Origin of the sequence: Citrobacter sp. CK185 (assembly GCF_030333565.1) — a bacterium.
In the GTDB taxonomy this organism is placed as follows: Bacteria; Pseudomonadota; Gammaproteobacteria; order Enterobacterales; family Enterobacteriaceae; genus Citrobacter_B; species Citrobacter_B koseri.
Genome location: NZ_JAOWFR010000017.1, coordinates 1 through 20946, shown reverse-complemented (window position 1 = coordinate 20946; position 20946 = coordinate 1). Strand labels below are relative to the sequence as shown.

Sequence of the window (20946 nt, the reverse complement as noted above, 5' to 3'; positions counted from 1 at the left end):
ACTACGCCCGGTGTTACCGGGCATTTTTATTTTTGCGGTTATGAAAAAACAAAATTTACGCAGTCTGGCGGCACAGGCCGTTGAGCAGGTCGTTGAGCAAGGGCAATCCTTAAGTAATGTCCTGCCACCACTACAGCAAAAAGTCTCCGATAAAGACAAAGCGCTGCTTCAGGAGCTGTGCTTTGGCGTGTTGCGCACCCTTTCGCAGCTGGAGTGGCTGATTAATAAATTAATGTCTCGCCCGATGACCGGTAAGCAACGCACCGTGCATTACCTGATCATGGTAGGGTTTTACCAGCTATTGCACACACGAATTCCACCACATGCAGCCCTCGCGGAAACGGTTGAAGGTGCTGTTGCTATTAAGCGCCCACAGCTTAAAGGGCTGATCAATGGCGTTTTGCGTCAGTTTCAGCGTCAGCAGGAGGCGTTGCTGGCTGAGTTTGCGACCAGCGAGGCGCGTTTTCTGCATCCGTCCTGGCTGCTAAAGCGCCTGCAAAAATCCTATCCCACCCAATGGGAAGCGATTGTCGAAGCCAACAACCAACGTCCTCCAATGTGGTTACGCGTGAACCGTACACATCATTCACGCGACAGCTGGCTCACGTTATTACAGGACGCAGGAATGAATGGTTTTCCCCATTCGGCCTATCCTGACGCCCTACGTCTTGAGTCTCCGGCTCCGGTTCATGCCTTACCCGGTTTTGAAGAGGGTTGGGTAACGGTTCAGGATGCTTCCGCGCAAGGCTGTGTTAGCTTCCTCGCCCCGCAAAACGGCGAGCAAATCCTGGATTTGTGCGCCGCACCGGGGGGTAAAACAACGCATATACTCGAAGCCGCGCCTGAAGCGCAGGTGTTAGCTGTCGATGTCGACGAACAGCGTCTTTCACGCGTTTACGATAACCTTAAACGTCTGGGGATGAAGGCAACCGTCAAACAGGGTGATGGTCGATATCCCGCGCAATGGTGTGGCGAGCAGAAATTTGACCGTATTCTGCTGGATGCGCCTTGTTCAGCCACCGGCGTCATTCGTCGTCACCCGGATATCAAATGGCTACGCCGCGATCGTGATATTGCTGAACTGGCAAAATTACAGTCGGAAATTCTGGATGCCATATGGCCACATTTAAAGTCAGGCGGAACACTGGTCTACGCGACCTGTTCTGTCCTGCCGGAAGAGAATAGCCAACAGATTCAGGCCTTTTTACAGCGCACCCCGGACGCCACCCTGACCAGCACCGGAACCCCCGCTCAACCGGGCGTGCAAAATCTGCCAGGTGCGGAAGAAGGTGACGGCTTCTTTTACGCTAAGCTAATCAAAAAGTGATGAGATAACGGGTCGCGACTGATGAAAATTATCATTCTGGGCGCAGGGCAGGTCGGCGGCACGCTGGCTGAAAACCTGGTCGGAGAGAACAACGACATCACGGTGGTCGATATCAATGGCGAACGCCTGCGTAGTTTACAGGACAAGTTCGATCTCCGCGTCGTGCAAGGGCATGGCTCTCACCCCCGCGTACTGCGTGAAGCGGGTGCAGACGATGCGGATATGCTGGTCGCCGTGACCAGTTCCGATGAAACGAATATGGTCGCCTGCCAGGTGGCCTATTCACTCTTCAATACGCCAAATCGTATCGCCCGTATCCGCTCGCCAGATTATGTCCGCGATGCGGATAAACTCTTCCACTCTGAAGCCGTCCCCATCGACCATCTTATTGCGCCAGAGCAACTGGTCATCGATAACATTTATCGCCTGATCGAATATCCCGGCGCATTGCAGGTCGTTAATTTCGCCGAAGGTAAAGTCAGTCTTGCGGTAGTGAAAGCCTATTATGGCGGGCCGCTGATCGGGAACGCGTTATCCACGATGCGTGAGCATATGCCGCATATTGATACCCGCGTCGCCGCGATATTCCGTCATGACCGCCCCATTCGCCCCCAGGGGTCGACTATTGTAGAAGCAGGCGATGAAGTCTTTTTTATTGCCGCATCGCAGCATATCCGCGCGGTAATGAGCGAACTGCAACGTCTGGAGAAACCCTATAAGCGTATTATGTTAGTCGGCGGGGGAAATATCGGTGCCGGTCTCGCGCGTCGTCTGGAAAAAGATTACAGCGTCAAACTGATCGAGCGCGATCAACAGCGGGCCTCCGAACTTGCCGAAAAACTGCAAAATACGATCGTCTTTTTTGGCGATGCATCGGATCAGGAACTGCTGGCTGAAGAGCATATTGATCAGGTTGATCTGTTTATTGCAGTCACCAACGATGATGAAGCCAACATTATGTCGGCAATGCTGGCCAAACGGATGGGTGCGAAGAAAGTAATGGTGCTCATTCAACGTCGCGCCTATGTGGATCTCGTCCAGGGGAGCGTCATTGATATTGCCATTTCGCCACAGCAGGCCACGATTTCCGCGTTACTCAGCCATGTGCGTAAAGCCGATATTGTGGGAGTGTCATCGCTACGTCGTGGTGTAGCAGAAGCAATTGAAGCCGTTGCCCACGGTGATGAAAGTACATCTCGCGTCGTAGGCCGTGCCATTGATGAAATTAAACTTCCACCGGGAACAATAATTGGCGCAGTGGTTCGCGGTAACGATGTAATGATTGCCAATGACAATTTGCGCATTGAACAAGGCGATCATGTGATTATGTTCCTGACGGATAAAAAGTTTATTACCGACGTCGAACGCTTATTCCAGCCAAGTCCTTTCTTCCTGTAATTATTCGGGCGCTAATGCAGCGCCCTCTTTAATTCCCCTGTTTTATCAGGGCCTAATAAATTCTCCTTTAAACAATCCATAAATGGAAAATGCCTTAACATTTGTTAAACTTATAAACGTCAGTTGCATAGGGAGAATAAAATGAGCTTTATTAAAGAGTTTCGCGAATTCGCGATGCGCGGGAATGTTGTTGATTTGGCAGTGGGTGTGATTATTGGTGCGGCATTCGGGAAGATCGTTTCTTCTCTGGTTGCTGATATCATTATGCCGCCTCTGGGTTTGTTAATTGGCGGGATCGATTTTAAACAGTTTGCCTTTACGCTACGCGAAGCGCAGGGAGATATCCCGGCAGTCGTGATGCATTACGGTGTGTTTATTCAGAACGTCTTTGATTTTGTTATTGTGGCGTTTGCTATCTTCATGGCTATCAAACTGATCAACAAACTGAATCGTAAGAAAGAAGAACCGACGGAAGCGCCAGCGCCGACAACGGAAGAAGTATTGCTTTCTGAGATCCGCGATCTTCTGAAAGAACAAAACAACCGTTCTTAACAAGCCTTAATAAGCAGAAAGCCAGTGGTAAAAAAGTGATTCACTTTCTTGCCACTGGCCTCCCAGTTACCCCGATTGCCATGTTTGCCTTTACGCAGATAACTTCCTTTCCCTTTCTTATTTTTTTCAACACGTTGTCTGAAAAGCGGATCGTGCAGTAATGCCTCAATGGCGTTGTCTTTTATCTGCCCTTTCGTATGCTGATAACGACTCATAATAACTCCAGTTTGTATGGTTTAACGGCGCGAGTGTAGGCTCATCAGGTCAATAAATCAACACTCCTGCTTTACTCCGCTGGCGCCTTGTTCCAGTGCTTCCAGAATTGAACAATAGACGCTGCTGTGTGCCGTTCCACAGCAGGCATCGTTCAGCCTCTGCAATGAACGCTGCATACTCTGTAATTCCGCAATTCGTGATTCGACCTCTTTCAGCCTTTCCTGCACGATTCCTTTCGACTCCTGGCAGGTATGGTGTTCAGGATCGACACGGATCGACAACAGTTCCCGGATCGACTCAAGCGTAAAGCCCAACTGCCGGGCATAGCGGATAAACTTTAGGCGCTGAAGATCGTTTTCCGTGTAGAGCCGGAAACCACCCTCCGTACGCACTTCATGCTCCATCATCTGCTGCTTTTCATAGTAGCGGATGGTATCGGGCGTCACTTCTGCCAGCTTTGCCAGTTCACCAATACGATACATACAAGCTCCGTTAGTCATCATTAATCTTATGCAGCAATTTATCTGCATATTCACCGCGTAAAAACCCGGTACTCAGCCCCGCCTGTCGTAGTTTTAGTTCAAGGAGCGATAAACGGCGGCTCACTTCCTGATACCGTGGATCGTCCTGACGAATACCTTTAAGTAGATCCAATAGCTGAATGGCTTCTTTACGCTGTTCAAGCTCCGGGGGAAGGCAACCGGCATTTTTGAGTAAACGGTAGCCAGTCCGTAGTTCAGGCGGCACATGTGAGTCATCATCCAGGGCCAGCGGCTCACCGCTGCCGGGCAGATTATCAAACTCACCTTTAGTCTGTGCATCGGTAATATGGCGCTCTGCCCACTGGTCCAGTAACCACATACAACAACTCCAGGGGATGAACAAAAAGAGTACAGATATTGTAGATAAGTGGGGATACGGCGGATATAAAAAAACCCGCCGGAGCGGGTTTTTTTACGTTACTACAGATTACTCTGCAGCAGCTTCTGCTTTCGACTCAGAACGATCAACCAGCTCGATGTATGCCATCGGCGCGTTGTCGCCTGCACGGAAGCCACACTTCAGAATGCGAGTGTAACCACCGGCGCGGCTCGCGAAACGCGGGCCCAGTTCGTTAAACAGTTTTGCCACGATCTCGTTATCACGAGTACGGGCGAATGCCAGACGACGATTAGCTACGCTATCAGTCTTGGCAAGAGTAATCAGCGGCTCAACTACGCGACGCAGCTCTTTCGCTTTAGGCAGGGTCGTCTTGATGATCTCATGACGAACCAGTGAACCTGCCATGTTGCGGAACATAGCCTGGCGATGGCTGCTGTTGCGGTTCAGTTGACGACCACTCTTACGATGGCGCATGACCTTATCCTTCTCAGTAAAACCTTAACCTGTGATCCGGTTACTCGTCAGCGATGCTTGCCGGTGGCCAGTTTTCCAGGCGCATGCCCAGAGACAGTCCACGGGAAGCCAGCACGTCTTTAATCTCAGTAAGAGATTTTTTACCCAGGTTAGGCGTCTTAAGGAGCTCAACCTCGGTACGCTGTACCAGATCACCGATATAGTGGATAGCTTCTGCTTTAAGGCAGTTAGCAGAGCGGACAGTCAATTCCAGATCGTCAACAGGGCGCAGCAGGATCGGATCGAATTCTGGTTTCTCTTCTTTCACTTCCGGCTGACGTACATCACGTAAGTCAACGAAAGCTTCCAGTTGTTCAGCCAGAATGGTTGCCGCACGACGAATCGCCTCTTCAGGATCGATTGTGCCGTTGGTTTCCATTTCGATGACCAGCTTGTCCAGGTCGGTACGCTGTTCTACACGCGCTGCTTCAACATTGTAGGCAATACGCTCTACAGGGCTGTAGCATGCGTCGACCAGCAGACGGCCGATTGGGCGCTCATCTTCTTCCGAATGAATTCGGGTAGAAGCCGGCACATAACCACGACCGCGCTGAACTTTGATACGCATGCTAATAGACGCGTTCTCATCGGTCAGGTGGCAGATCACGTGCTGCGGCTTGACGATTTCGACATCCCCGTCATGGGTAATGTCGGCTGCAGTCACAGGGCCAATGCCAGATTTATTCAAGGTAAGAATAACTTCATCTTTACCCTGAACTCTCACCGCCAGCCCTTTCAGGTTGAGCAGGATTTCCAGGATGTCTTCCTGAACGCCTTCTTTGGTGCTGTACTCATGTAGTACACCATCAATCTCAACCTCGGTCACCGCGCAACCCGGCATCGATGAGAGCAGAATACGGCGCAGTGCGTTACCCAGAGTATGGCCAAAGCCACGCTCTAAAGGCTCAAGGGTCACCTTGGCGTGCGTCGAACTCACTTGCTCGATATCTACCAGGCGCGGTTTTAGAAACTCTGTCACAGAACCCTGCATTGTGTCCTCTCTTTGGTACTAAGCTTTACTTGGAGTAAAGCTCGACGATCAGGTGTTCGTTAATGTCCGCAGACAGATCAGAACGCTCAGGCTTACGCTTAAACGTACCTTCCATCTTGCCAGCATCAACTTCCAGCCAGGTTGGCTTTTCACGCTGCTCAGCCAGCTCCAGAGCGGCTTTCACGCGAGACTGCTTCTTCGCTTTCTCACGAATGCTAACAACGTCATTCGGACTAACCTGATAAGAAGCGATGTTAACAACACGACCGTTTACCATAATTGCTTTATGGCTAACCAGCTGGCGTGCTTCTGCACGAGTGGCGCCGAAGCCCATACGGTATACAACGTTGTCCAGACGACCTTCCAGCAGAGCCAACAGGTTTTCACCGGTGTTGCCTTTCAGACGCGCTGCTTCTTTGTAGTAGTTACGGAACTGACGCTCCAGCACACCATAGATACGGCGAACTTTTTGCTTTTCACGCAACTGCACACCATAGTCAGACAGACGCGGTTTACGCGCACCGTGCTGGCCAGGAGCTTGTTCAATTTTACACTTGGTATCGATCGCGCGAACGCCAGACTTAAGGAATAAGTCGGTGCCCTCACGACGGCTCAGCTTGAGCTTAGGACCCAAATATCTTGCCATTTTCTTTCTCCAACAAACCTGGAAAACGAAGCGTTATACGCGACGTTTTTTCGGCGGACGACAACCGTTATGAGGGATCGGAGTCACATCAGTAATATTAGTGATGCGGAAACCAGCGGCGTTCAGTGCACGAATGGTAGATTCGCGACCTGGACCCGGACCTTTAACCATAACTTCCAGATTCTTGATACCGTATTCTTTTACGGCGTCAGCGCAACGCTCTGCTGCAACCTGAGCTGCAAACGGAGTGGATTTGCGAGAACCACGGAAACCGGAACCACCGGCTGTTGCCCAACCCAGCGCGTTACCCTGACGATCAGTGATAGTCACGATGGTGTTGTTGAAAGAAGCATGGATATGAGCCACGCCGTCAGAGACTTGTTTTCTTACACGTTTACGTGCACGAATTGGTGCCTTTGCCATTATTCAATCACCCCGATTATTTCTTGATCGGTTTGCGCGGACCCTTACGGGTACGTGCGTTGGTCTTGGTACGCTGACCGCGAACCGGGAGACCACGACGATGACGCAAACCGCGATAGCAACCAAGATCCATCAGGCGCTTGATGCTCATGCTGATTTCACGGCGCAGATCACCTTCAACGACAAATTTGGCAACTTCGTCACGCAGCGTGTCGATTTGTTCTTCAGACAGCTCACTGATCTTAACATTTTCAGCGATACCCGCTGCAGCCAGAATGGCTTTAGAACGGGTCTTACCGACGCCGTAGATCGAAGTTAACGCGATCACAGCATGTTTCTGATCAGGAATGTTAATGCCTGCTATACGGGCCACTATGCACTCCTACTATTTAATATGTACGCACCATGCTGAAAAGCCCGTTTTCAGGATACTCAAATGGAAACGTACAGACATACAAAAGATTGGCTGGCTAATCTAGCCAGCTCAACCCAACTTTGCAAGAAAAATATGCGAATAAATCAGCCTTGGCGCTGTTTATGCTTCGGCTCGGCACTGCAAATCACGCGGATGACGCCATCACGCTTAACGATTTTGCAGTTACGGCATAATTTCTTGACGGAAGCACGAACTTTCATTTTTACTCTCCGTAACTTCTCGGGCGACCAATTAACGGCCGTAGCCTTTCAGGTTCGCCTTCTTCAATGCAGACTCATACTGACTGGACATCATCAGAGTTTGCACTTGAGCCATAAAGTCCATAATCACGACGACAACGATAAGCAGTGAGGTCCCACCAAAGTAGAACGGTACTTTCATTGCATCACGCATGAACTCCGGGATCAGGCAGATAAAGGTAATGTAAAGCGCACCAACCAAAGTCAGGCGGGTCATTACTTTATCGATATACTTCGCCGTTTGCTCTCCCGGACGAATTCCTGGTACAAATGCACCGGACTTCTTCAGGTTATCTGCTGTTTCACGCGGGTTGAAAACCAACGCCGTGTAGAAGAAACAGAAGAAGATGATTGCAGACGCATAGAGTAACACATAAAGCGGTTGCCCAGGCTGCAAATACAGCGAAATTGTTGTCAGCCAGTTCCAACCAGTACCGCCCCCGAACCATGACGCGATGGTTGCCGGGAACAGAATAATACTGGAAGCGAAAATTGCCGGGATTACCCCCGCCATATTCACTTTCAGCGGTAAATGTGTGCTCTGTGCAGCATAGACACGACGACCCTGCTGACGTTTTGCGTAGTTTACCACAATGCGGCGTTGACCACGCTCAACAAATACAACAAAGAACGTCACTGCAAATACTAATACTGCAACCAACAGCAACACGAGGAAGTGCAGGTCGCCTTGACGCGCTTGCTCGATAGTATGGGCAATGGCTGGCGGGAGTCCCGCGACAATACCGGCGAAGATGATGATTGAGATACCGTTGCCGATACCACGTTCAGTAATCTGTTCGCCCAACCACATCAGGAACATGGTTCCTGTAACCAGACTTACAACAGCGGTGAAATAGAATGCAAAGCCCGGATTCATTACCAGGCCTTGCATACCAGGCATATTCGGCAGACCGGTAGCAATACCGATCGACTGGAATATCGCCAGCACCAGAGTACCGTAGCGGGTGTACTGGCTGATCTTACGACGACCAGACTCCCCTTCTTTCTTAATTTCTGCCAGCGTTGGATGAACCACCGTCAGCAGCTGGATAATAATCGACGCCGAAATATACGGCATGATACCCAGAGCAAAGATAGAAGCACGGCTGAGTGCACCACCAGAGAACATGTTAAACATTTCAATGATGGTGCCTCGCTGTTGCTCAAGCAGTTTGGCAAGTACAGCGGCATCAATACCAGGGATCGGAATAAAAGAGCCAATACGGAACACAATCAGCGCGCCGATAACAAACAGCAGTCTGCGTTTCAGCTCGCCTAAGCCACCTTTGGCGCTTTGAAAATCTAATCCCGGTTGTTTAGCCATCTGCTACTTATTCCTCGATTTTACCGCCAGCAGCTTCGATAGCAGCACGAGCGCCTTTAGTAACACGCAGGCCACGAACAGTTACCGGAGTAGTGACTTCACCAGCCAGGATCACTTTCGCGAACTCGATCTGGATACCGATAATGTTAGCCGCTTTCAGCGTGTTCAGGTCTACTACGCCGCCTTCTACTTTAGCCAGGTCAGACAGACGAACTTCGGCTGTAATCGCTGCTTTGCGAGAAGTGAAGCCGAATTTCGGCAGACGACGGTACAGAGGCATCTGACCACCCTCGAAACCGCGACGTACGCCACCGCCAGAACGAGACTTCTGACCTTTGTGACCACGACCACCGGTTTTACCGAGGCCAGAACCGATACCACGACCCAGGCGTTTACCCGCCTTTTTGGAGCCTTCGGCCGGAGACAGAGTATTTAAACGCATCTCTTACTCCTCAACTTTAACCATGAAGGAAACCGCGTTGACCATACCACGAACAGCAGGAGTATCCTCGCGCTCTACGGTGTGGCCAATACGACGCAGACCCAGGCCAAGCAGCGTTGCCTTGTGTTTCGGCAGACGACCGATTGCACTGCGGGTTTGAGTAATTTTAATAGTCTTTGCCATGGTTTATTTCCCCAGAATTTCTTCAACGGATTTACCACGCTTGGCAGCGACCATTTCTGGAGAATTCATATTTTCCAGGCCATCAATAGTTGCACGAACCACGTTGATCGGGTTGGTGGAACCATATGCTTTAGCCAGAACGTTATGAACCCCAGCAACTTCCAGAACGGCGCGCATTGCACCACCGGCGATGATACCGGTACCTTCGGAAGCTGGCTGCATGAATACACGAGACCCCGTGTGAACACCTTTAACCGGGTGTTGCAGGGTGCCGTTGTTCAGCGCGACGTTAATCATATTGCGACGGGCTTTTTCCATCGCTTTCTGGATCGCTGCTGGAACTTCACGCGCTTTACCGTAACCAAAACCAACGCGACCGTTACCATCGCCAACTACAGTCAGAGCTGTGAAGGAGAAAATACGACCACCTTTAACGGTTTTAGATACGCGGTTTACCGCGATCAGCTTTTCCTGCAGTTCGCCAGCTTGTTTTTCGATGTGAGCCATCTTACACCTCTACCTTAGAACTGAAGGCCAGCTTCACGGGCAGCATCTGCCAGTGCCTGGACACGACCATGATATTGGAACCCGGAACGGTCAAAGGACACATCTTTGATGCCTTTTTCCAGAGCGCGTTCAGCGACAGCTTTACCCACAGCTGCAGCCGCGTCTTTGTTACCGGTGTACTTCAGTTGTTCAGCGATAGCTTTTTCTACAGTAGAAGCAGCTACCAGAACTTCAGAACCGTTCGGTGCAATTACCTGTGCGTAAATGTGACGCGGGGTACGATGTACCACCAGGCGAGTTGCGCCCAGCTCCTGGAGCTTGCGGCGTGCGCGGGTCGCACGACGGATACGAGCAGATTTCTTATCCATAGTGTTACCTTACTTCTTCTTAGCCTCTTTGGTACGCACGACTTCGTCGGCGTAACGAACACCCTTGCCTTTGTAAGGCTCAGGACGACGGTAGGCGCGCAGATCTGCTGCAACCTGACCGATCACCTGCTTATCAGCGCCTTTCAGCACGATTTCAGTCTGAGTCGGACATTCTGCAGTAATACCTGCTGGCAGCTGGTGGTCAACCGGGTGAGAGAAACCTAAGGACAGGTTTACTACATTCCCTTTAACCGCTGCACGATAACCTACACCAACCAGCTGCAGCTTCTTAGTGAAGCCTTCGGTAACACCGATAACCATTGAGTTCAGCAGGGCACGCGCGGTACCAGCCTGAGCCCAACCGTCTACGTAACCATCACGCGGACCGAAGGTCAGTGCATTATCTGCATGTTTAACTTCAACAGCATCGTTGAGAGTACGAGTCAGCTCGCCGTTTTTACCTTTGATCGTAATAACCTGACCGTTGATTTTTACATCAACGCCGGCAGGAACAACGACCGGTGCTTTAGCAACACGAGACATTTTTTCCTCCGATTAGGCTACGTAGCAGATAATTTCGCCACCAAGACCAGCCTGGCGCGCTGCACGATCAGTCATAACACCTTTAGAGGTAGAAACAACTGCGATACCCAGACCCGCCATAACTTTCGGCAGCTCATCTTTACGTTTGTAGATGCGCAGACCTGGGCGGCTGACACGCTGAATGCTTTCTACAACAGCTTTACCCTGGAAATACTTAAGAGTCAGTTCCAGTTCCGGCTTGGTGTCGCCTTCAACTTTAAAATCTTCGATAAAACCTTCTTCCTTCAGCACGTTGGCAATTGCCACTTTCAGCTTGGAGGAAGGCATGGTGACCGCAGCTTTGTTCGCGGCCTGACCGTTACGGATACGGGTCAGCATATCCGCGATCGGATCTTGCATGCTCATCTGTCTTTACTCCCGTGATTCAATTGGTGACAATTACCAGCTAGCCTTTTTCAAGCCTGGTACTTCACCGCGCATAGCGGCTTCACGTAACTTGATACGGCTCAACCCGAACTTGCCCACATAACCATGTGGACGACCTGTTTGACGGCAGCGGTTACGCTGACGAGACGGGCTGGAATCACGCGGCAGAGTCTGCAGCTTAAGAACAGCGTTCCAACGATCTTCGTCGGAAGCGTTCACATCAGAGATGATCGCTTTCAGTTCAGCGCGTTTCGCGAAGTATTTATCAGCTAAAGCTACGCGTTTTACTTCGCGTGCTTTCATTGATTGCTTAGCCATTCAGTAACCCTACCTTACTTGCGGAACGGGAAGTCAAAGGCAGCCAGCAGAGCACGGCCTTCTTCGTCAGATTTCGCAGTAGTGGTAATGGTAATATCCAAACCACGAACGCGGTCGACTTTATCGTAGTCGATTTCTGGGAAGATGATCTGCTCACGGACACCCATGCTGTAGTTACCACGACCGTCGAAAGACTTAGCGGACAGGCCACGGAAGTCACGGATACGCGGTACAGCAATAGTGATCAGGCGCTCAAAGAACTCCCACATGCGTTCGCCACGCAGAGTTACTTTACAGCCGATCGGATAGCCCTGACGGATTTTGAAGCCTGCAACAGATTTGCGTGCTTTGGTGATCAACGGTTTTTGACCGGAGATTGCTGCCAGGTCAGCTGCTGCATTATCCAGCAGTTTCTTGTCAGCGATCGCTTCACCAACACCCATGTTCAGGGTGATCTTCTCGACCCGAGGGACTTGCATGACAGAATTGTAGTTAAACTCAGTCATGAGTTTATTAACTACTTCGTCTTTGTAGTAATCATGCAGTTTCGCCATCGTACTACTCCAAATTACTTGATAGTTTCGCTGTTAGATTTGAAGAAACGGACTTTTTTGCCGTCTTCGAATCTAAAGCCTACACGGTCAGCCTTACCGGTTGCCGCATTGAAGATTGCAATGTTGGAAACCTGAATAGCGGCTTCTTTTTCAACGATGCCACCCGGTTGGTTCAGAGCCGGAACCGGCTTCTGGTGTTTCTTAACCAGGTTGATACCTTCAACAATGACCTTGCCGGAAGACAGGACATTCTTAACTTTACCGCGTTTACCTTTATCTTTACCGGTTAACACGATAACTTCGTCATCACGACGGATTTTCGCTGCCATGATTCGCTCCTTAGAGTACTTCTGGTGCCAGAGAGATAATTTTCATGAACTTCTCGGTACGAAGCTCACGAGTTACCGGCCCAAAAATACGCGTACCGATAGGCTGCTCGCTGTTATTGTTCAGAATAACGCATGCATTACCATCGAAGCGAATGACAGAACCGTCCGGGCGACGAACACCCTTCTTGGTGCGCACCACTACCGCCTTCAGCACATCACCTTTTTTGACCTTACCACGCGGAATTGCTTCTTTGATGGTGATCTTGATGATGTCGCCTACGCCTGCGTAGCGACGGTGCGAGCCACCCAGAACCTTGATACACATTACGCGACGTGCACCGGAGTTGTCGGCGACGTTCAGCATAGTCTGTTCTTGGATCATTTTAGTGCTCCGCTAATGTCAACTACTACTGAGACCCGAAAATCAGGTCGTTAAAAAAGCCCCATATCGGGGGCGCGGCATTATAACACCGCTTCAACGATATGGGTAGAAAAAATAAACGGCCCATCGCTGAGCCGTTTATTCGTTGAGAATGGGTACTGTATTACAGAACCGCTTTCTCTACAACGCGAACCAGCGTCCAGGACTTAGTCTTGGACAGTGGGCGGCATTCGCGGATTTCAACCACGTCACCGGTACCACATTCGTTGTTCTCGTCATGTACGTGCAGTTTGGTCGTACGCTTGATGAATTTACCGTAGATCGGGTGTTTCACAAAACGTTCGATAGCAACAACAATGGATTTCTCCATTTTGTCGCTAACAACGCGACCTTGCAGAGTACGGATTTTATCGGTCATTACGCACCCGCCTTCTCAGTCAGTAAAGTCTTAACGCGTGCGACATCACGACGCACTTGCTTCAACAGGTGAGACTGTTGCAGCTGGCCACTTGCAGCCTGCATACGCAGGTTGAACTGCTCACGCAGCAGGTTCAGCAGCTCGGTGTTCAGCTCTTCAACACTCTTCTCACGCAGCTCTTTTGCTTTCATTACATCACCGTCTTAGTTACAAAGGTGGTTTTAATCGGCAGTTTCGCTGCTGCCAGCTTGAATGCTTCACGGGCCAGCTCTTCCGGTACGCCGTCCATTTCATACAGGACTTTACCCGGCTGAATCAAGGCAACCCAATACTCCACGTTACCTTTACCTTTACCCATACGCACTGCCAGCGGCTTTTCAGTGATCGGTTTGTCCGGGAATACACGGATCCAGATCTTACCTTGACGCTTAACTGCACGGGTCATAGCACGACGTGCTGCTTCGATCTGACGGGCAGTCAGACGACCACGGCCAACAGCTTTCAGACCGAAGCTGCCGAAGCTAACATCCGTACCCTGCGCCAGACCGCGGTTACGGCCTTTGTGCATTTTACGGAATTTTGTACGCTTTGGTTGTAACATCAGCGACGCTCCTTATTTACGGCCTTTACGCTGCTGCTTTTTCGGTTGAGCAGCCGGTTTTTCCGGTTGTTCAACAGCAGCCATACCACCCAGGATCTCGCCTTTGAAGATCCACACTTTAACGCCGATTACACCGTAAGTGGTGTGCGCTTCAGAGGTGTTGTAGTCGATGTCAGCACGCAGAGTGTGCAGCGGTACGCGACCTTCACGGTACCATTCGGTACGAGCGATTTCCGCGCCGCCCAGACGGCCGCTAACTTCAACTTTAATACCTTTAGCGCCCAGACGCATTGCGTTCTGTACAGCACGCTTCATAGCACGACGGAACATAACGCGACGTTCCAGCTGAGAAGTGATGCTGTCAGCAACCAATTTTGCGTCCAGTTCAGGCTTACGAACTTCGGCGATATTGATCTGTGCAGGAACGCCAGCGATATCCGCTACGACCTTACGCAGTTTTTCTACGTCTTCGCCTTTCTTACCGATAACGATACCCGGACGAGCAGTGTGAATAGTCACACGGATGCTCTTAGCCGGACGCTCGATAACGATACGAGATACGGACGCTTTAGCCAGTTCCTTCGTCAGGTACTGACGTACTTTAAAATCGCTGTCCAGGTTGTCAGCGAATTCTTTGGTGTTCGCAAACCAGGTAGAGTTCCATGGTTTTACAATACCCAGGCGAATACCATTAGGATGTACTTTCTGACCCATTGCTAGTCTCCAGAGTCTCAGCGATCGGACACAACCACAGTAATGTGGCTGGTGCGCTTCAGGATGCGATCTGCACGACCTTTTGCACGCGGCATAATGCGCTTCATGCTCGGGCCTTCGTCTACGAAAATTTTCGTAACTTTCAGATCGTCAATGTCAGCGCCATCGTTGTGTTCAGCGTTAGCAATGGCAGATTCCAGGACTTTCTTGACCAGTACAGCCGCTTTCTTGTTGGTGTAGGTCAAAATATCCAGAGCCTGCGACACTTTCTTACCGCGAATCAGGTCAGCAACAAGGCGAACCTTCTGAGCAGAAGAACGAGCATGGCGATGTTTAGCGATAGTTTCCATCTCTTCCTCCTACCTTATTTCTTCTTCGCTTTTTTATCAGCAGCGTGGCCGCGATAAGTACGAGTCGGTGCGAATTCACCCAGTTTGTGACCGACCATTTCATCGGTTACAAATACCGGAACGTGCTGACGACCATTATGGACAGCGATGGTCAAACCGATCATGTTAGGAAAGATCGTTGAACGACGGGACCAAGTGCGCAGGGGCTTCTTGTCTCCGCTTTCCACCGCTTTCTCTACCTTCTTCAGCAAGTGCAGGTCAATAAAAGGACCTTTCTTGAGAGAACGTGGCATGGCTTATCCTCTAAAATTATTTGCTACGGCGACGTACGATGAATTTATCAGTACGCTTGTTGCTGCGGGTCTTCTTACCTTTGGTCTGAACGCCCCACGGAGTTACCGGGTGCTTACCAAAGTTACGACCTTCACCACCACCATGTGGGTGGTCTACTGGGTTCATCGCGGTACCGCGAACGGTCGGACGAACACCACGCCAGCGTGCAGCACCTGCTTTACCCAGAACGCGCAGCATATGCTCAGCATTGCCAACTTCGCCCAGAGTTGCACGGCAGTCTGCTTCGACTTTACGCATTTCACCAGAACGCAGACGCAGAGTGACATAAGCACCATCGCGCGCAACGATCTGAACGTAAGTACCAGCGGAACGTGCCAGCTGACCGCCTTTACCTGGTTTCATTTCTACGTTATGAACGGTAGAACCAACCGGGATGTTGCGCATCGGCAGGGTGTTGCCTGGTTTGATTGCAGCATCAACGCCAGATTGAATCTGGTCGCCAGCTTTCAGGCCTTTAGGGGCCAGGATGTAACGGCGCTCACCGTCTTTGTACAGAACCAGCGCGATGTTCGCGGAACGGTTCGGATCGTACTCAAGACGTTCAACAACTGCCGGAATACCATCTTTGTTGCGTTTGAAGTCAACAATACGGTATGCCTGCTTGTGGCCACCACCGATATGACGAGTGGTGATACGGCCATTGTTGTTACGACCACCGGATTTGCTGTTTTTTTCCAGCAACGGAGCAAAAGGTTTGCCCTTGTGCAGCTCAGGGTTAACCACTTTAACTACGTGGCGACGACCCGGAGATGTCGGTTTACATTTAACAACTGCCATTGTATTACTCCTCCGACTTACTCAGCGCCGCCAACGAAGTCCAGATTCTGGCCTTCTTTCAGGGTGACGTAAGCTTTTTTCCAGTCGCTACGACGACCGATACGCTGTCCGTGACGTTTAACTTTCCCTTTAACAACCAGGGTGTTAACGACTTCGACTTCGACTTCAAACAGTTTCTGCACAGCAGCTTTGATTTCTGCTTTGGTCGCGTCTTTAGCAACTTTGAGAACGATGGTGTTGGTTTTTTCCATCGCAGTAGACGCTTTTTCAGAAACGTGCGGTGCGCGCAGCACCTTCAGCAGACGTTCTTCACGAATCATGCCAGCATCTCCTCAACTTGCTTAACAGCATCAGCAGTCATTACGACTTTGTCGAAGGCGATCAGGCTAACCGGGTCGATACCAGTTGCATCGCGTACGTCAACCTTGTGCAGGTTGCGCGCAGCCAGGAACAGGTTCTCGTCCAGCTCACCGGTGATGATCAGCACATCTTCCAGAGCCATGTCTTTCAGTTTCTGAGCCAGCAGCTTAGTTTTAGGCGCTTCTACAGAGAACTTCTCGACAACGATCAGACGATCCTGACGTACCAGTTCGGACAGAATGCTTTTCAGCGCGCCGCGGTACATCTTCTTGTTAACTTTTTGACTGTGGTCCTGCGGACGTGCAGCGAAGGTCACGCCACCAGAACGCCAGATCGGGCTCTTGATAGAACCAGAACGCGCACGGCCGGTACCTTTCTGGCGCCACGGTTTTTTACCGGAACCAGTTACTTCAGCACGAGTCTTCTGAGCACGAGTGCCCTGACGAGCACCAGCTGCATAAGCAACAACAACCTGGTGAACCAGCGCTTCGTTGAAATCACGACCGAAGGTAGTTTCGGAAACAGTCAGCGCGCTCTGCGCGTCTTTCAATACTAATTCCATTGCTATCCCCTTACGCCTTCACAGCTGGTTTAACGATCAGGTCGCAACCGGTTGCACCCGGAACACCACCTTTAACCAGCAGCAGGTTGCGCTCAGCGTCAACACGTACTACGTCCAGGCTCTGAACGGTTACACGTTCGTTACCCAGCTGACCTGCCATTTTCTTGCCTTTGAACACTTTGCCCGGAGTCTGGTTCTGACCGATAGAACCCGGAACGCGGTGAGACAAGGAGTTACCGTGAGTAGCGTCCTGGGTACGGAAGTTCCAGCGCTTAACGGTACCTGCGAAACCTTTACCTTTAGAGGTGCCAGTTACGTCAACTTTTTTAACGTCAGCAAACAGTTCAACGCTAATGCTCTGACCAACGGTGTATTCTTCACCCTCTGCCAGACGGAACTCCCACAGGCCGCGGCCAGCTTCTACGCCAGCTTTAGCAAAGTGGCCAGCTTCCGGCTTGGTTACACGGTTAGCTTTTTTAGCACCAGTGGTAACCTGAACAGCGCGGTAGCCATCGTTAGCCAGATCTTTAACCTGAGTAACGCGGTTTGCTTCAACTTCGATTACGGTTACTGGGATAGAGACGCCATCTTCAGTGAAGATGCGGGTCATACCCACTTTTTTACCGACTAAACCAATCATTGTTTCAACCTCTCAATCGCTCGATGACCTGATTAACCCAGGCTGATCTGCACGTCTACACCGGCAGCCAGGTCCAGACGCATCAGAGCATCAACGGTTTTCTCGGTTGGCTCAACGATGTCAACCAGACGCTTGTGAGTGCGAATTTCGTACTGATCGCGCGCGTCTTTGTTAACGTGCGGGGAGATCAGAACGGTAAAGCGCTCTTTGCGGGTCGGCAGCGGGATCGGACCACGGACTTGCGCACCAGTGCGCTTAGCAGTCTCGACGATTTCCGCGGTTGATTGATCGATCAGACGATGATCAAACGCTTTCAGGCGGATACGGATTCTTTGGTTCTGCATGAGACCAGAGCTCCAATTATTTTATAAACGAAAATGATTACTCCTCGTGCCCATTACGATTGATGGGAGAGTGTAACCGTTCTTACGTAGCTCCCCGATTGGGAGCATTGTTAGATAACCAAATCGGCTACCTAAGGTTCAGATCGAACCTGCCGTCAACTAAGACAAGCCCGCGCATTATACGCAAATCTCAGCCTGACGCAAGTACCGCGTAGATATTAATCATTTCGTCTGTAATGCGAGCAACTTCGCACACGCGTTGTGCCGTTTTTGTTTTGCGCATTTTCTTCGGAATACACTGCACAACGTCATCATTCCTCCGTTGCATGGAAAATGAGTTTCACGGATGGTGAGCGCAACGTTTAATGAGGATGACATGATGCAACCCGACCTCCCCTTCCTGATTATCTACCTCTTATTATCTGCGCTATCCGGGATATATGACGCGCGAACAGGACTCTTGCCCGATCGGTTTACCTGTCCCCTGCTCTGGAGCGGCCTGCTTTATTACCTGTGCTGTTTACCTGACCATTTGCCAGATGCGCTTTGGGGCGCCATTGCGGGTTACGGCGGGTTCGCCCTTCTCTATTGGGGATATCGACTGCTGTATCGCAAAGAAGGGCTCGGGTACGGCGATATCAAATTTCTGGCCGCGCTTATTGCCAGCATTAACGTGATGGCGATGTACGTAATAAACGGGAAAGGGGCATTAAAAAACCCGCTGCCGTTCGGGCCATTTCTGGCGGCTGCGGGTTTTATCATTGGCTGGAAAACACTGCTGTCGGGGAGTTAATCGTCCACTTTAATCTGCGATTGCAGGTAATTCTGTAGACCAATTTTTGCAATCAGATCCAGCTCCGTCTCAAGCCAGTCGATATGCCCTTCTTCATCTGTCAGGATCTCAATCATCATGTCCCGGCTAACGTAATCATGAACGCTGTCGGCGTAGGCTATGGCTTCACGTAGATCCTTCGCTCCTTCCAGTTCCAGACGGAGATCTGACTGCAACATCTCTTCGACATCTTCACCAATGCCCAGCTTGCCAAGATCCTGCAAGTTTGGGATACCCTCAAGAAATAAAATACGCTCGATATATTTATCAGCGTGTTTCATTTCATCGATGGATTCATGGTATTCGACGTCATTCAGACGAGTGAGCCCCCAGTTTTTAAACATACGGGCATGGAGAAAGTACTGATTGATTGCGACAAGCTCATTTCCCAATAGTTTATTGAGATAATTTATGATTTTAACATCACCTTTCATTTTATAGTCCCTCCGCTTCCACTCTTAGAGCGTAGATGGGGCTACAAGGATGTCAAAAAAAAGAATGTGACTCAGGCGATTTCTTTAAACTCCGGCATTTGCATTAACTCATCCTGCATCACTTCACGTGCCGCACGGACGCACTTACCGCATTGATTTCCAACAGGAATAAACTTACGTAATTGTTGGAAAGATTGAGGGTGAAACTGACGAACAGCCTGACGAATTTTTTTATCACTTACACCATTACACAAACAAACGTACATGATCGCTCCCGTTCAATTTCTGCGCAAAGTGTAAATGAGAATAGTTATGATTACAATAGCACAAATACGTTTGTGTGCAGGGAGAGGAATAAAAAATGCGACTAAATATGACACCCTTTATATAGCAGGTAGATATGACAGACAGCAAAAAGGGCGCCGAAGCGCCCTTTTTAAGTGCAGAACTAATTATTAAATAATTAGCTCATTACTTTAGCAACAACGCCCGCGCCAACGGTACGGCCGCCTTCACGGATTGCGAAACGCAGACCGTCGTCCATCGCGATCGGGTGGATCAGGGTAACAACCATTTTAATGTTGTCGCCCGGCATTACCATCTCTACGCCTTCCGGCAGTTCGATGGTGCCAGTCACGTCAGTTGTACGGAAGTAGAACTGCGGACGGTAGCCTTTGAAGAACGGAGTATGACGGCCGCCTTCGTCTTTGGACAGGATATAAACTTCAGATTCGAACTTGGTGTGCGGCTTGATGGAACCCGGCTTAGCCAGTACCTGACCACGTTCGATTTCTTCACGTTTGATACCACGCAGCAGAACACCTACGTTCTCACCAGCACGGCCTTCGTCCAGCAGTTTGCGGAACATTTCAACGCCAGTACAGGTAGACTTCGCAGTCTCTTTGATACCAACGATTTCAACTTCTTCGCCCACTTTGATGATACCGCGCTCTACACGACCGGTAACAACGGTACCACGACCGGAGATGGAGAATACGTCTTCGATCGGCAGCAGGAACGGCTTGTCAATCGCACGCTCTGGTTCCGGGATGTAAGAATCCAGGTAGCCAGCCAGTTCGATGATTTTCGCTTCCCACTCAGCTTCGCCTTCCAGCGCTTTCAGAGCAGAACCACGAACGATCGGCGTGTCGTCGCCCGGGAAATCGTACTGAGACAGCAGTTCACGCACTTCCATCTCAACCAGTTCCAGCAGCTCTTCGTCATCAACCATGTCGCATTTGTTCAGGAACACGATGATGTACGGAACGCCTACCTGACGACCCAGCAGGATGTGCTCACGGGTCTGCGGCATCGGGCCGTCAGTCGCAGCAACAACCAGGATCGCGCCGTCCATCTGCGCAGCACCGGTGATCATGTTTTTAACATAGTCGGCGTGGCCCGGGCAGTCTACGTGCGCGTAGTGGCGAGTCGGGGTGTCGTATTCAACGTGAGAAGTGTTGATGGTGATACCACGAGCTTTTTCTTCCGGCGCGTTATCGATCTGGTCGAATGCGCGAGCAGCACCGCCGTAGGTTTTAGCCAGTACGGTAGTGATTGCAGC

At 50.5% G+C, this 20946-nt stretch carries 38 protein-coding genes; 4 read left to right on the top strand and 34 right to left on the bottom strand.

Annotation, left to right across the window (positions count from 1 at the left end):
• Positions 1–40: 40 nt before the first annotated feature.
• The 3 genes from rsmB to mscL all read left to right on the top strand — a co-directional run bounded on the left by rsmB (position 41) and on the right by mscL (position 3277).
• Entirely contained in the window at positions 41–1327 is a 1287-nt protein-coding gene (rsmB, locus tag OGV79_RS03850; RefSeq protein WP_199972416.1) for a 16S rRNA (cytosine(967)-C(5))-methyltransferase RsmB, read from the top strand.
• 21 nt (positions 1328–1348) lie between these two features.
• Entirely contained in the window at positions 1349–2725 is a 1377-nt protein-coding gene (gene trkA, locus OGV79_RS03845; protein ID WP_012135420.1) for a Trk system potassium transporter TrkA, read from the top strand.
• 141 nt (positions 2726–2866) lie between these two features.
• The gene (mscL, locus tag OGV79_RS03840) at positions 2867–3277 is read left to right on the top strand and encodes a large-conductance mechanosensitive channel protein MscL (protein WP_012135421.1); all 411 of its coding nucleotides are present in this window, start codon (positions 2867–2869) and stop codon (positions 3275–3277) included.
• Here mscL and arfA read toward each other — a convergent pair.
• The 31 genes from arfA to rpsJ all read right to left on the bottom strand — a co-directional run bounded on the left by arfA (position 3274) and on the right by rpsJ (position 18119).
• Entirely contained in the window at positions 3274–3492 is a 219-nt protein-coding gene (gene arfA, locus OGV79_RS03835; RefSeq protein WP_012135422.1) for an alternative ribosome-rescue factor ArfA, read from the bottom strand. The two genes, mscL and arfA, sit on opposite strands and share 4 nt — an antisense overlap.
• A 57-nt stretch (positions 3493–3549) precedes the next feature.
• Positions 3550–3975, bottom strand: a complete 426-nt coding sequence (gene zntR, locus OGV79_RS03830; RefSeq protein WP_024131002.1) for a Zn(2+)-responsive transcriptional regulator — start codon at positions 3973–3975, stop codon at positions 3550–3552.
• 10 nt (positions 3976–3985) lie between these two features.
• Complete coding sequence (locus OGV79_RS03825) at positions 3986–4354, bottom strand: DnaJ family domain-containing protein (RefSeq protein ID WP_047460850.1); 369 nt, start codon at positions 4352–4354, stop codon at positions 3986–3988.
• Positions 4355–4462: 108 nt separating this feature from the next.
• Positions 4463–4849 (bottom strand): 50S ribosomal protein L17, encoded by a 387-nt coding sequence (gene rplQ, locus OGV79_RS03820; protein ID WP_001216372.1) that lies wholly within the window; start codon positions 4847–4849, stop codon positions 4463–4465.
• Positions 4850–4889: 40 nt separating this feature from the next.
• On the bottom strand, positions 4890–5879 hold the full coding sequence (locus tag OGV79_RS03815) for a DNA-directed RNA polymerase subunit alpha (RefSeq protein WP_001162094.1): 990 nt from the start codon (positions 5877–5879) through the stop codon (positions 4890–4892).
• A 25-nt stretch (positions 5880–5904) separates the two neighbouring features.
• On the bottom strand, positions 5905–6525 hold the full coding sequence (gene rpsD / locus OGV79_RS03810; RefSeq protein ID WP_000135224.1) for a 30S ribosomal protein S4: 621 nt from the start codon (positions 6523–6525) through the stop codon (positions 5905–5907).
• A 33-nt stretch (positions 6526–6558) separates the two neighbouring features.
• Positions 6559–6948 carry a 30S ribosomal protein S11 gene (rpsK, locus tag OGV79_RS03805; RefSeq protein WP_001029684.1) on the bottom strand — a complete coding sequence of 130 codons (390 nt, stop codon included), beginning with the start codon at positions 6946–6948 and terminating at the stop codon, positions 6559–6561.
• Positions 6949–6964: 16 nt separating this feature from the next.
• Positions 6965–7321, bottom strand: a complete 357-nt coding sequence (gene rpsM, locus OGV79_RS03800) for a 30S ribosomal protein S13 (RefSeq protein WP_000090780.1) — start codon at positions 7319–7321, stop codon at positions 6965–6967.
• A gap of 146 nt (positions 7322–7467) precedes the next feature.
• Positions 7468–7584: a 50S ribosomal protein L36 gene (gene rpmJ, locus OGV79_RS03795; RefSeq protein ID WP_000868187.1), complete on the bottom strand. Its 117-nt coding sequence runs from the start codon at positions 7582–7584 to the stop codon at positions 7468–7470.
• 31 nt (positions 7585–7615) lie between these two features.
• Positions 7616–8947, bottom strand: coding sequence for a preprotein translocase subunit SecY (secY, locus tag OGV79_RS03790; protein ID WP_001118864.1), 1332 nt, complete (start codon positions 8945–8947; stop codon positions 7616–7618).
• A 7-nt stretch (positions 8948–8954) separates the two neighbouring features.
• Complete coding sequence (rplO, locus tag OGV79_RS03785) at positions 8955–9389, bottom strand: 50S ribosomal protein L15 (protein WP_001238917.1); 435 nt, start codon at positions 9387–9389, stop codon at positions 8955–8957.
• Between the two features lie 3 nt (positions 9390–9392).
• Complete coding sequence (gene rpmD / locus OGV79_RS03780) at positions 9393–9572, bottom strand: 50S ribosomal protein L30 (RefSeq protein WP_001140434.1); 180 nt, start codon at positions 9570–9572, stop codon at positions 9393–9395.
• Between the two features lie 3 nt (positions 9573–9575).
• On the bottom strand, positions 9576–10079 hold the full coding sequence (gene rpsE, locus OGV79_RS03775; protein ID WP_000940121.1) for a 30S ribosomal protein S5: 504 nt from the start codon (positions 10077–10079) through the stop codon (positions 9576–9578).
• A 14-nt stretch (positions 10080–10093) separates the two neighbouring features.
• Complete coding sequence (gene rplR / locus OGV79_RS03770; RefSeq protein ID WP_000358960.1) at positions 10094–10447, bottom strand: 50S ribosomal protein L18; 354 nt, start codon at positions 10445–10447, stop codon at positions 10094–10096.
• A gap of 9 nt (positions 10448–10456) precedes the next feature.
• On the bottom strand, positions 10457–10990 hold the full coding sequence (gene rplF, locus OGV79_RS03765) for a 50S ribosomal protein L6 (RefSeq protein ID WP_012135817.1): 534 nt from the start codon (positions 10988–10990) through the stop codon (positions 10457–10459).
• Between the two features lie 12 nt (positions 10991–11002).
• Complete coding sequence (gene rpsH / locus OGV79_RS03760; protein WP_000062611.1) at positions 11003–11395, bottom strand: 30S ribosomal protein S8; 393 nt, start codon at positions 11393–11395, stop codon at positions 11003–11005.
• Positions 11396–11428: 33 nt separating this feature from the next.
• The gene (rpsN, locus tag OGV79_RS03755; RefSeq protein ID WP_012135425.1) at positions 11429–11734 is read right to left on the bottom strand and encodes a 30S ribosomal protein S14; all 306 of its coding nucleotides are present in this window, start codon (positions 11732–11734) and stop codon (positions 11429–11431) included.
• A gap of 14 nt (positions 11735–11748) precedes the next feature.
• A complete protein-coding gene (gene rplE / locus OGV79_RS03750) occupies positions 11749–12288 on the bottom strand; it encodes a 50S ribosomal protein L5 (protein WP_007702494.1) in 540 nt (179 codons plus the stop codon).
• Between the two features lie 14 nt (positions 12289–12302).
• The gene (gene rplX / locus OGV79_RS03745) at positions 12303–12617 is read right to left on the bottom strand and encodes a 50S ribosomal protein L24 (RefSeq protein ID WP_012135426.1); all 315 of its coding nucleotides are present in this window, start codon (positions 12615–12617) and stop codon (positions 12303–12305) included.
• Positions 12618–12627: 10 nt separating this feature from the next.
• The gene (gene rplN / locus OGV79_RS03740) at positions 12628–12999 is read right to left on the bottom strand and encodes a 50S ribosomal protein L14 (protein ID WP_002919748.1); all 372 of its coding nucleotides are present in this window, start codon (positions 12997–12999) and stop codon (positions 12628–12630) included.
• Positions 13000–13162: 163 nt separating this feature from the next.
• On the bottom strand, positions 13163–13417 hold the full coding sequence (rpsQ, locus tag OGV79_RS03735; protein ID WP_003031120.1) for a 30S ribosomal protein S17: 255 nt from the start codon (positions 13415–13417) through the stop codon (positions 13163–13165).
• A complete protein-coding gene (gene rpmC, locus OGV79_RS03730; RefSeq protein ID WP_000644742.1) occupies positions 13417–13608 on the bottom strand; it encodes a 50S ribosomal protein L29 in 192 nt (63 codons plus the stop codon). The genes rpsQ and rpmC overlap by 1 nt, the downstream gene beginning before the upstream one ends.
• Positions 13608–14018, bottom strand: a complete 411-nt coding sequence (gene rplP, locus OGV79_RS03725; RefSeq protein WP_000941212.1) for a 50S ribosomal protein L16 — start codon at positions 14016–14018, stop codon at positions 13608–13610. Before rplP ends, rpmC begins: the two co-directional genes overlap by 1 nt.
• A 12-nt stretch (positions 14019–14030) precedes the next feature.
• The gene (gene rpsC / locus OGV79_RS03720) at positions 14031–14732 is read right to left on the bottom strand and encodes a 30S ribosomal protein S3 (RefSeq protein ID WP_000529945.1); all 702 of its coding nucleotides are present in this window, start codon (positions 14730–14732) and stop codon (positions 14031–14033) included.
• Between the two features lie 17 nt (positions 14733–14749).
• Positions 14750–15082, bottom strand: coding sequence for a 50S ribosomal protein L22 (gene rplV, locus OGV79_RS03715; protein WP_000447529.1), 333 nt, complete (start codon positions 15080–15082; stop codon positions 14750–14752).
• Between the two features lie 14 nt (positions 15083–15096).
• Positions 15097–15375 carry a 30S ribosomal protein S19 gene (gene rpsS / locus OGV79_RS03710; protein WP_001138117.1) on the bottom strand — a complete coding sequence of 93 codons (279 nt, stop codon included), beginning with the start codon at positions 15373–15375 and terminating at the stop codon, positions 15097–15099.
• Positions 15376–15391: 16 nt separating this feature from the next.
• The gene (gene rplB / locus OGV79_RS03705; RefSeq protein WP_000301864.1) at positions 15392–16213 is read right to left on the bottom strand and encodes a 50S ribosomal protein L2; all 822 of its coding nucleotides are present in this window, start codon (positions 16211–16213) and stop codon (positions 15392–15394) included.
• A gap of 17 nt (positions 16214–16230) precedes the next feature.
• A complete protein-coding gene (gene rplW, locus OGV79_RS03700) occupies positions 16231–16533 on the bottom strand; it encodes a 50S ribosomal protein L23 (protein WP_000617546.1) in 303 nt (100 codons plus the stop codon).
• Positions 16530–17135, bottom strand: coding sequence for a 50S ribosomal protein L4 (gene rplD, locus OGV79_RS03695; protein WP_000424395.1), 606 nt, complete (start codon positions 17133–17135; stop codon positions 16530–16532). Before rplD ends, rplW begins: the two co-directional genes overlap by 4 nt.
• A 10-nt stretch (positions 17136–17145) precedes the next feature.
• Complete coding sequence (gene rplC / locus OGV79_RS03690; protein ID WP_000579837.1) at positions 17146–17775, bottom strand: 50S ribosomal protein L3; 630 nt, start codon at positions 17773–17775, stop codon at positions 17146–17148.
• A 32-nt stretch (positions 17776–17807) separates the two neighbouring features.
• Complete coding sequence (gene rpsJ, locus OGV79_RS03685) at positions 17808–18119, bottom strand: 30S ribosomal protein S10 (RefSeq protein WP_001181005.1); 312 nt, start codon at positions 18117–18119, stop codon at positions 17808–17810.
• 379 nt (positions 18120–18498) lie between these two features.
• Between rpsJ and OGV79_RS03680 the strand changes: the two genes are divergently transcribed.
• Positions 18499–18912: a prepilin peptidase gene (locus OGV79_RS03680; protein WP_286467677.1), complete on the top strand. Its 414-nt coding sequence runs from the start codon at positions 18499–18501 to the stop codon at positions 18910–18912.
• Here OGV79_RS03680 and bfr read toward each other — a convergent pair.
• The 3 genes from bfr to tuf all read right to left on the bottom strand — a co-directional run.
• On the bottom strand, positions 18909–19385 hold the full coding sequence (gene bfr, locus OGV79_RS03675; protein WP_012135432.1) for a bacterioferritin: 477 nt from the start codon (positions 19383–19385) through the stop codon (positions 18909–18911). The genes OGV79_RS03680 and bfr overlap by 4 nt on opposite strands.
• A gap of 71 nt (positions 19386–19456) precedes the next feature.
• The gene (gene bfd / locus OGV79_RS03670) at positions 19457–19651 is read right to left on the bottom strand and encodes a bacterioferritin-associated ferredoxin (protein WP_012135433.1); all 195 of its coding nucleotides are present in this window, start codon (positions 19649–19651) and stop codon (positions 19457–19459) included.
• Positions 19652–19848: 197 nt separating this feature from the next.
• Positions 19849–20946 (bottom strand): elongation factor Tu (gene tuf, locus OGV79_RS03665; protein ID WP_286467666.1); only part of this gene is annotated, 1098 nt, incomplete at its 5' end.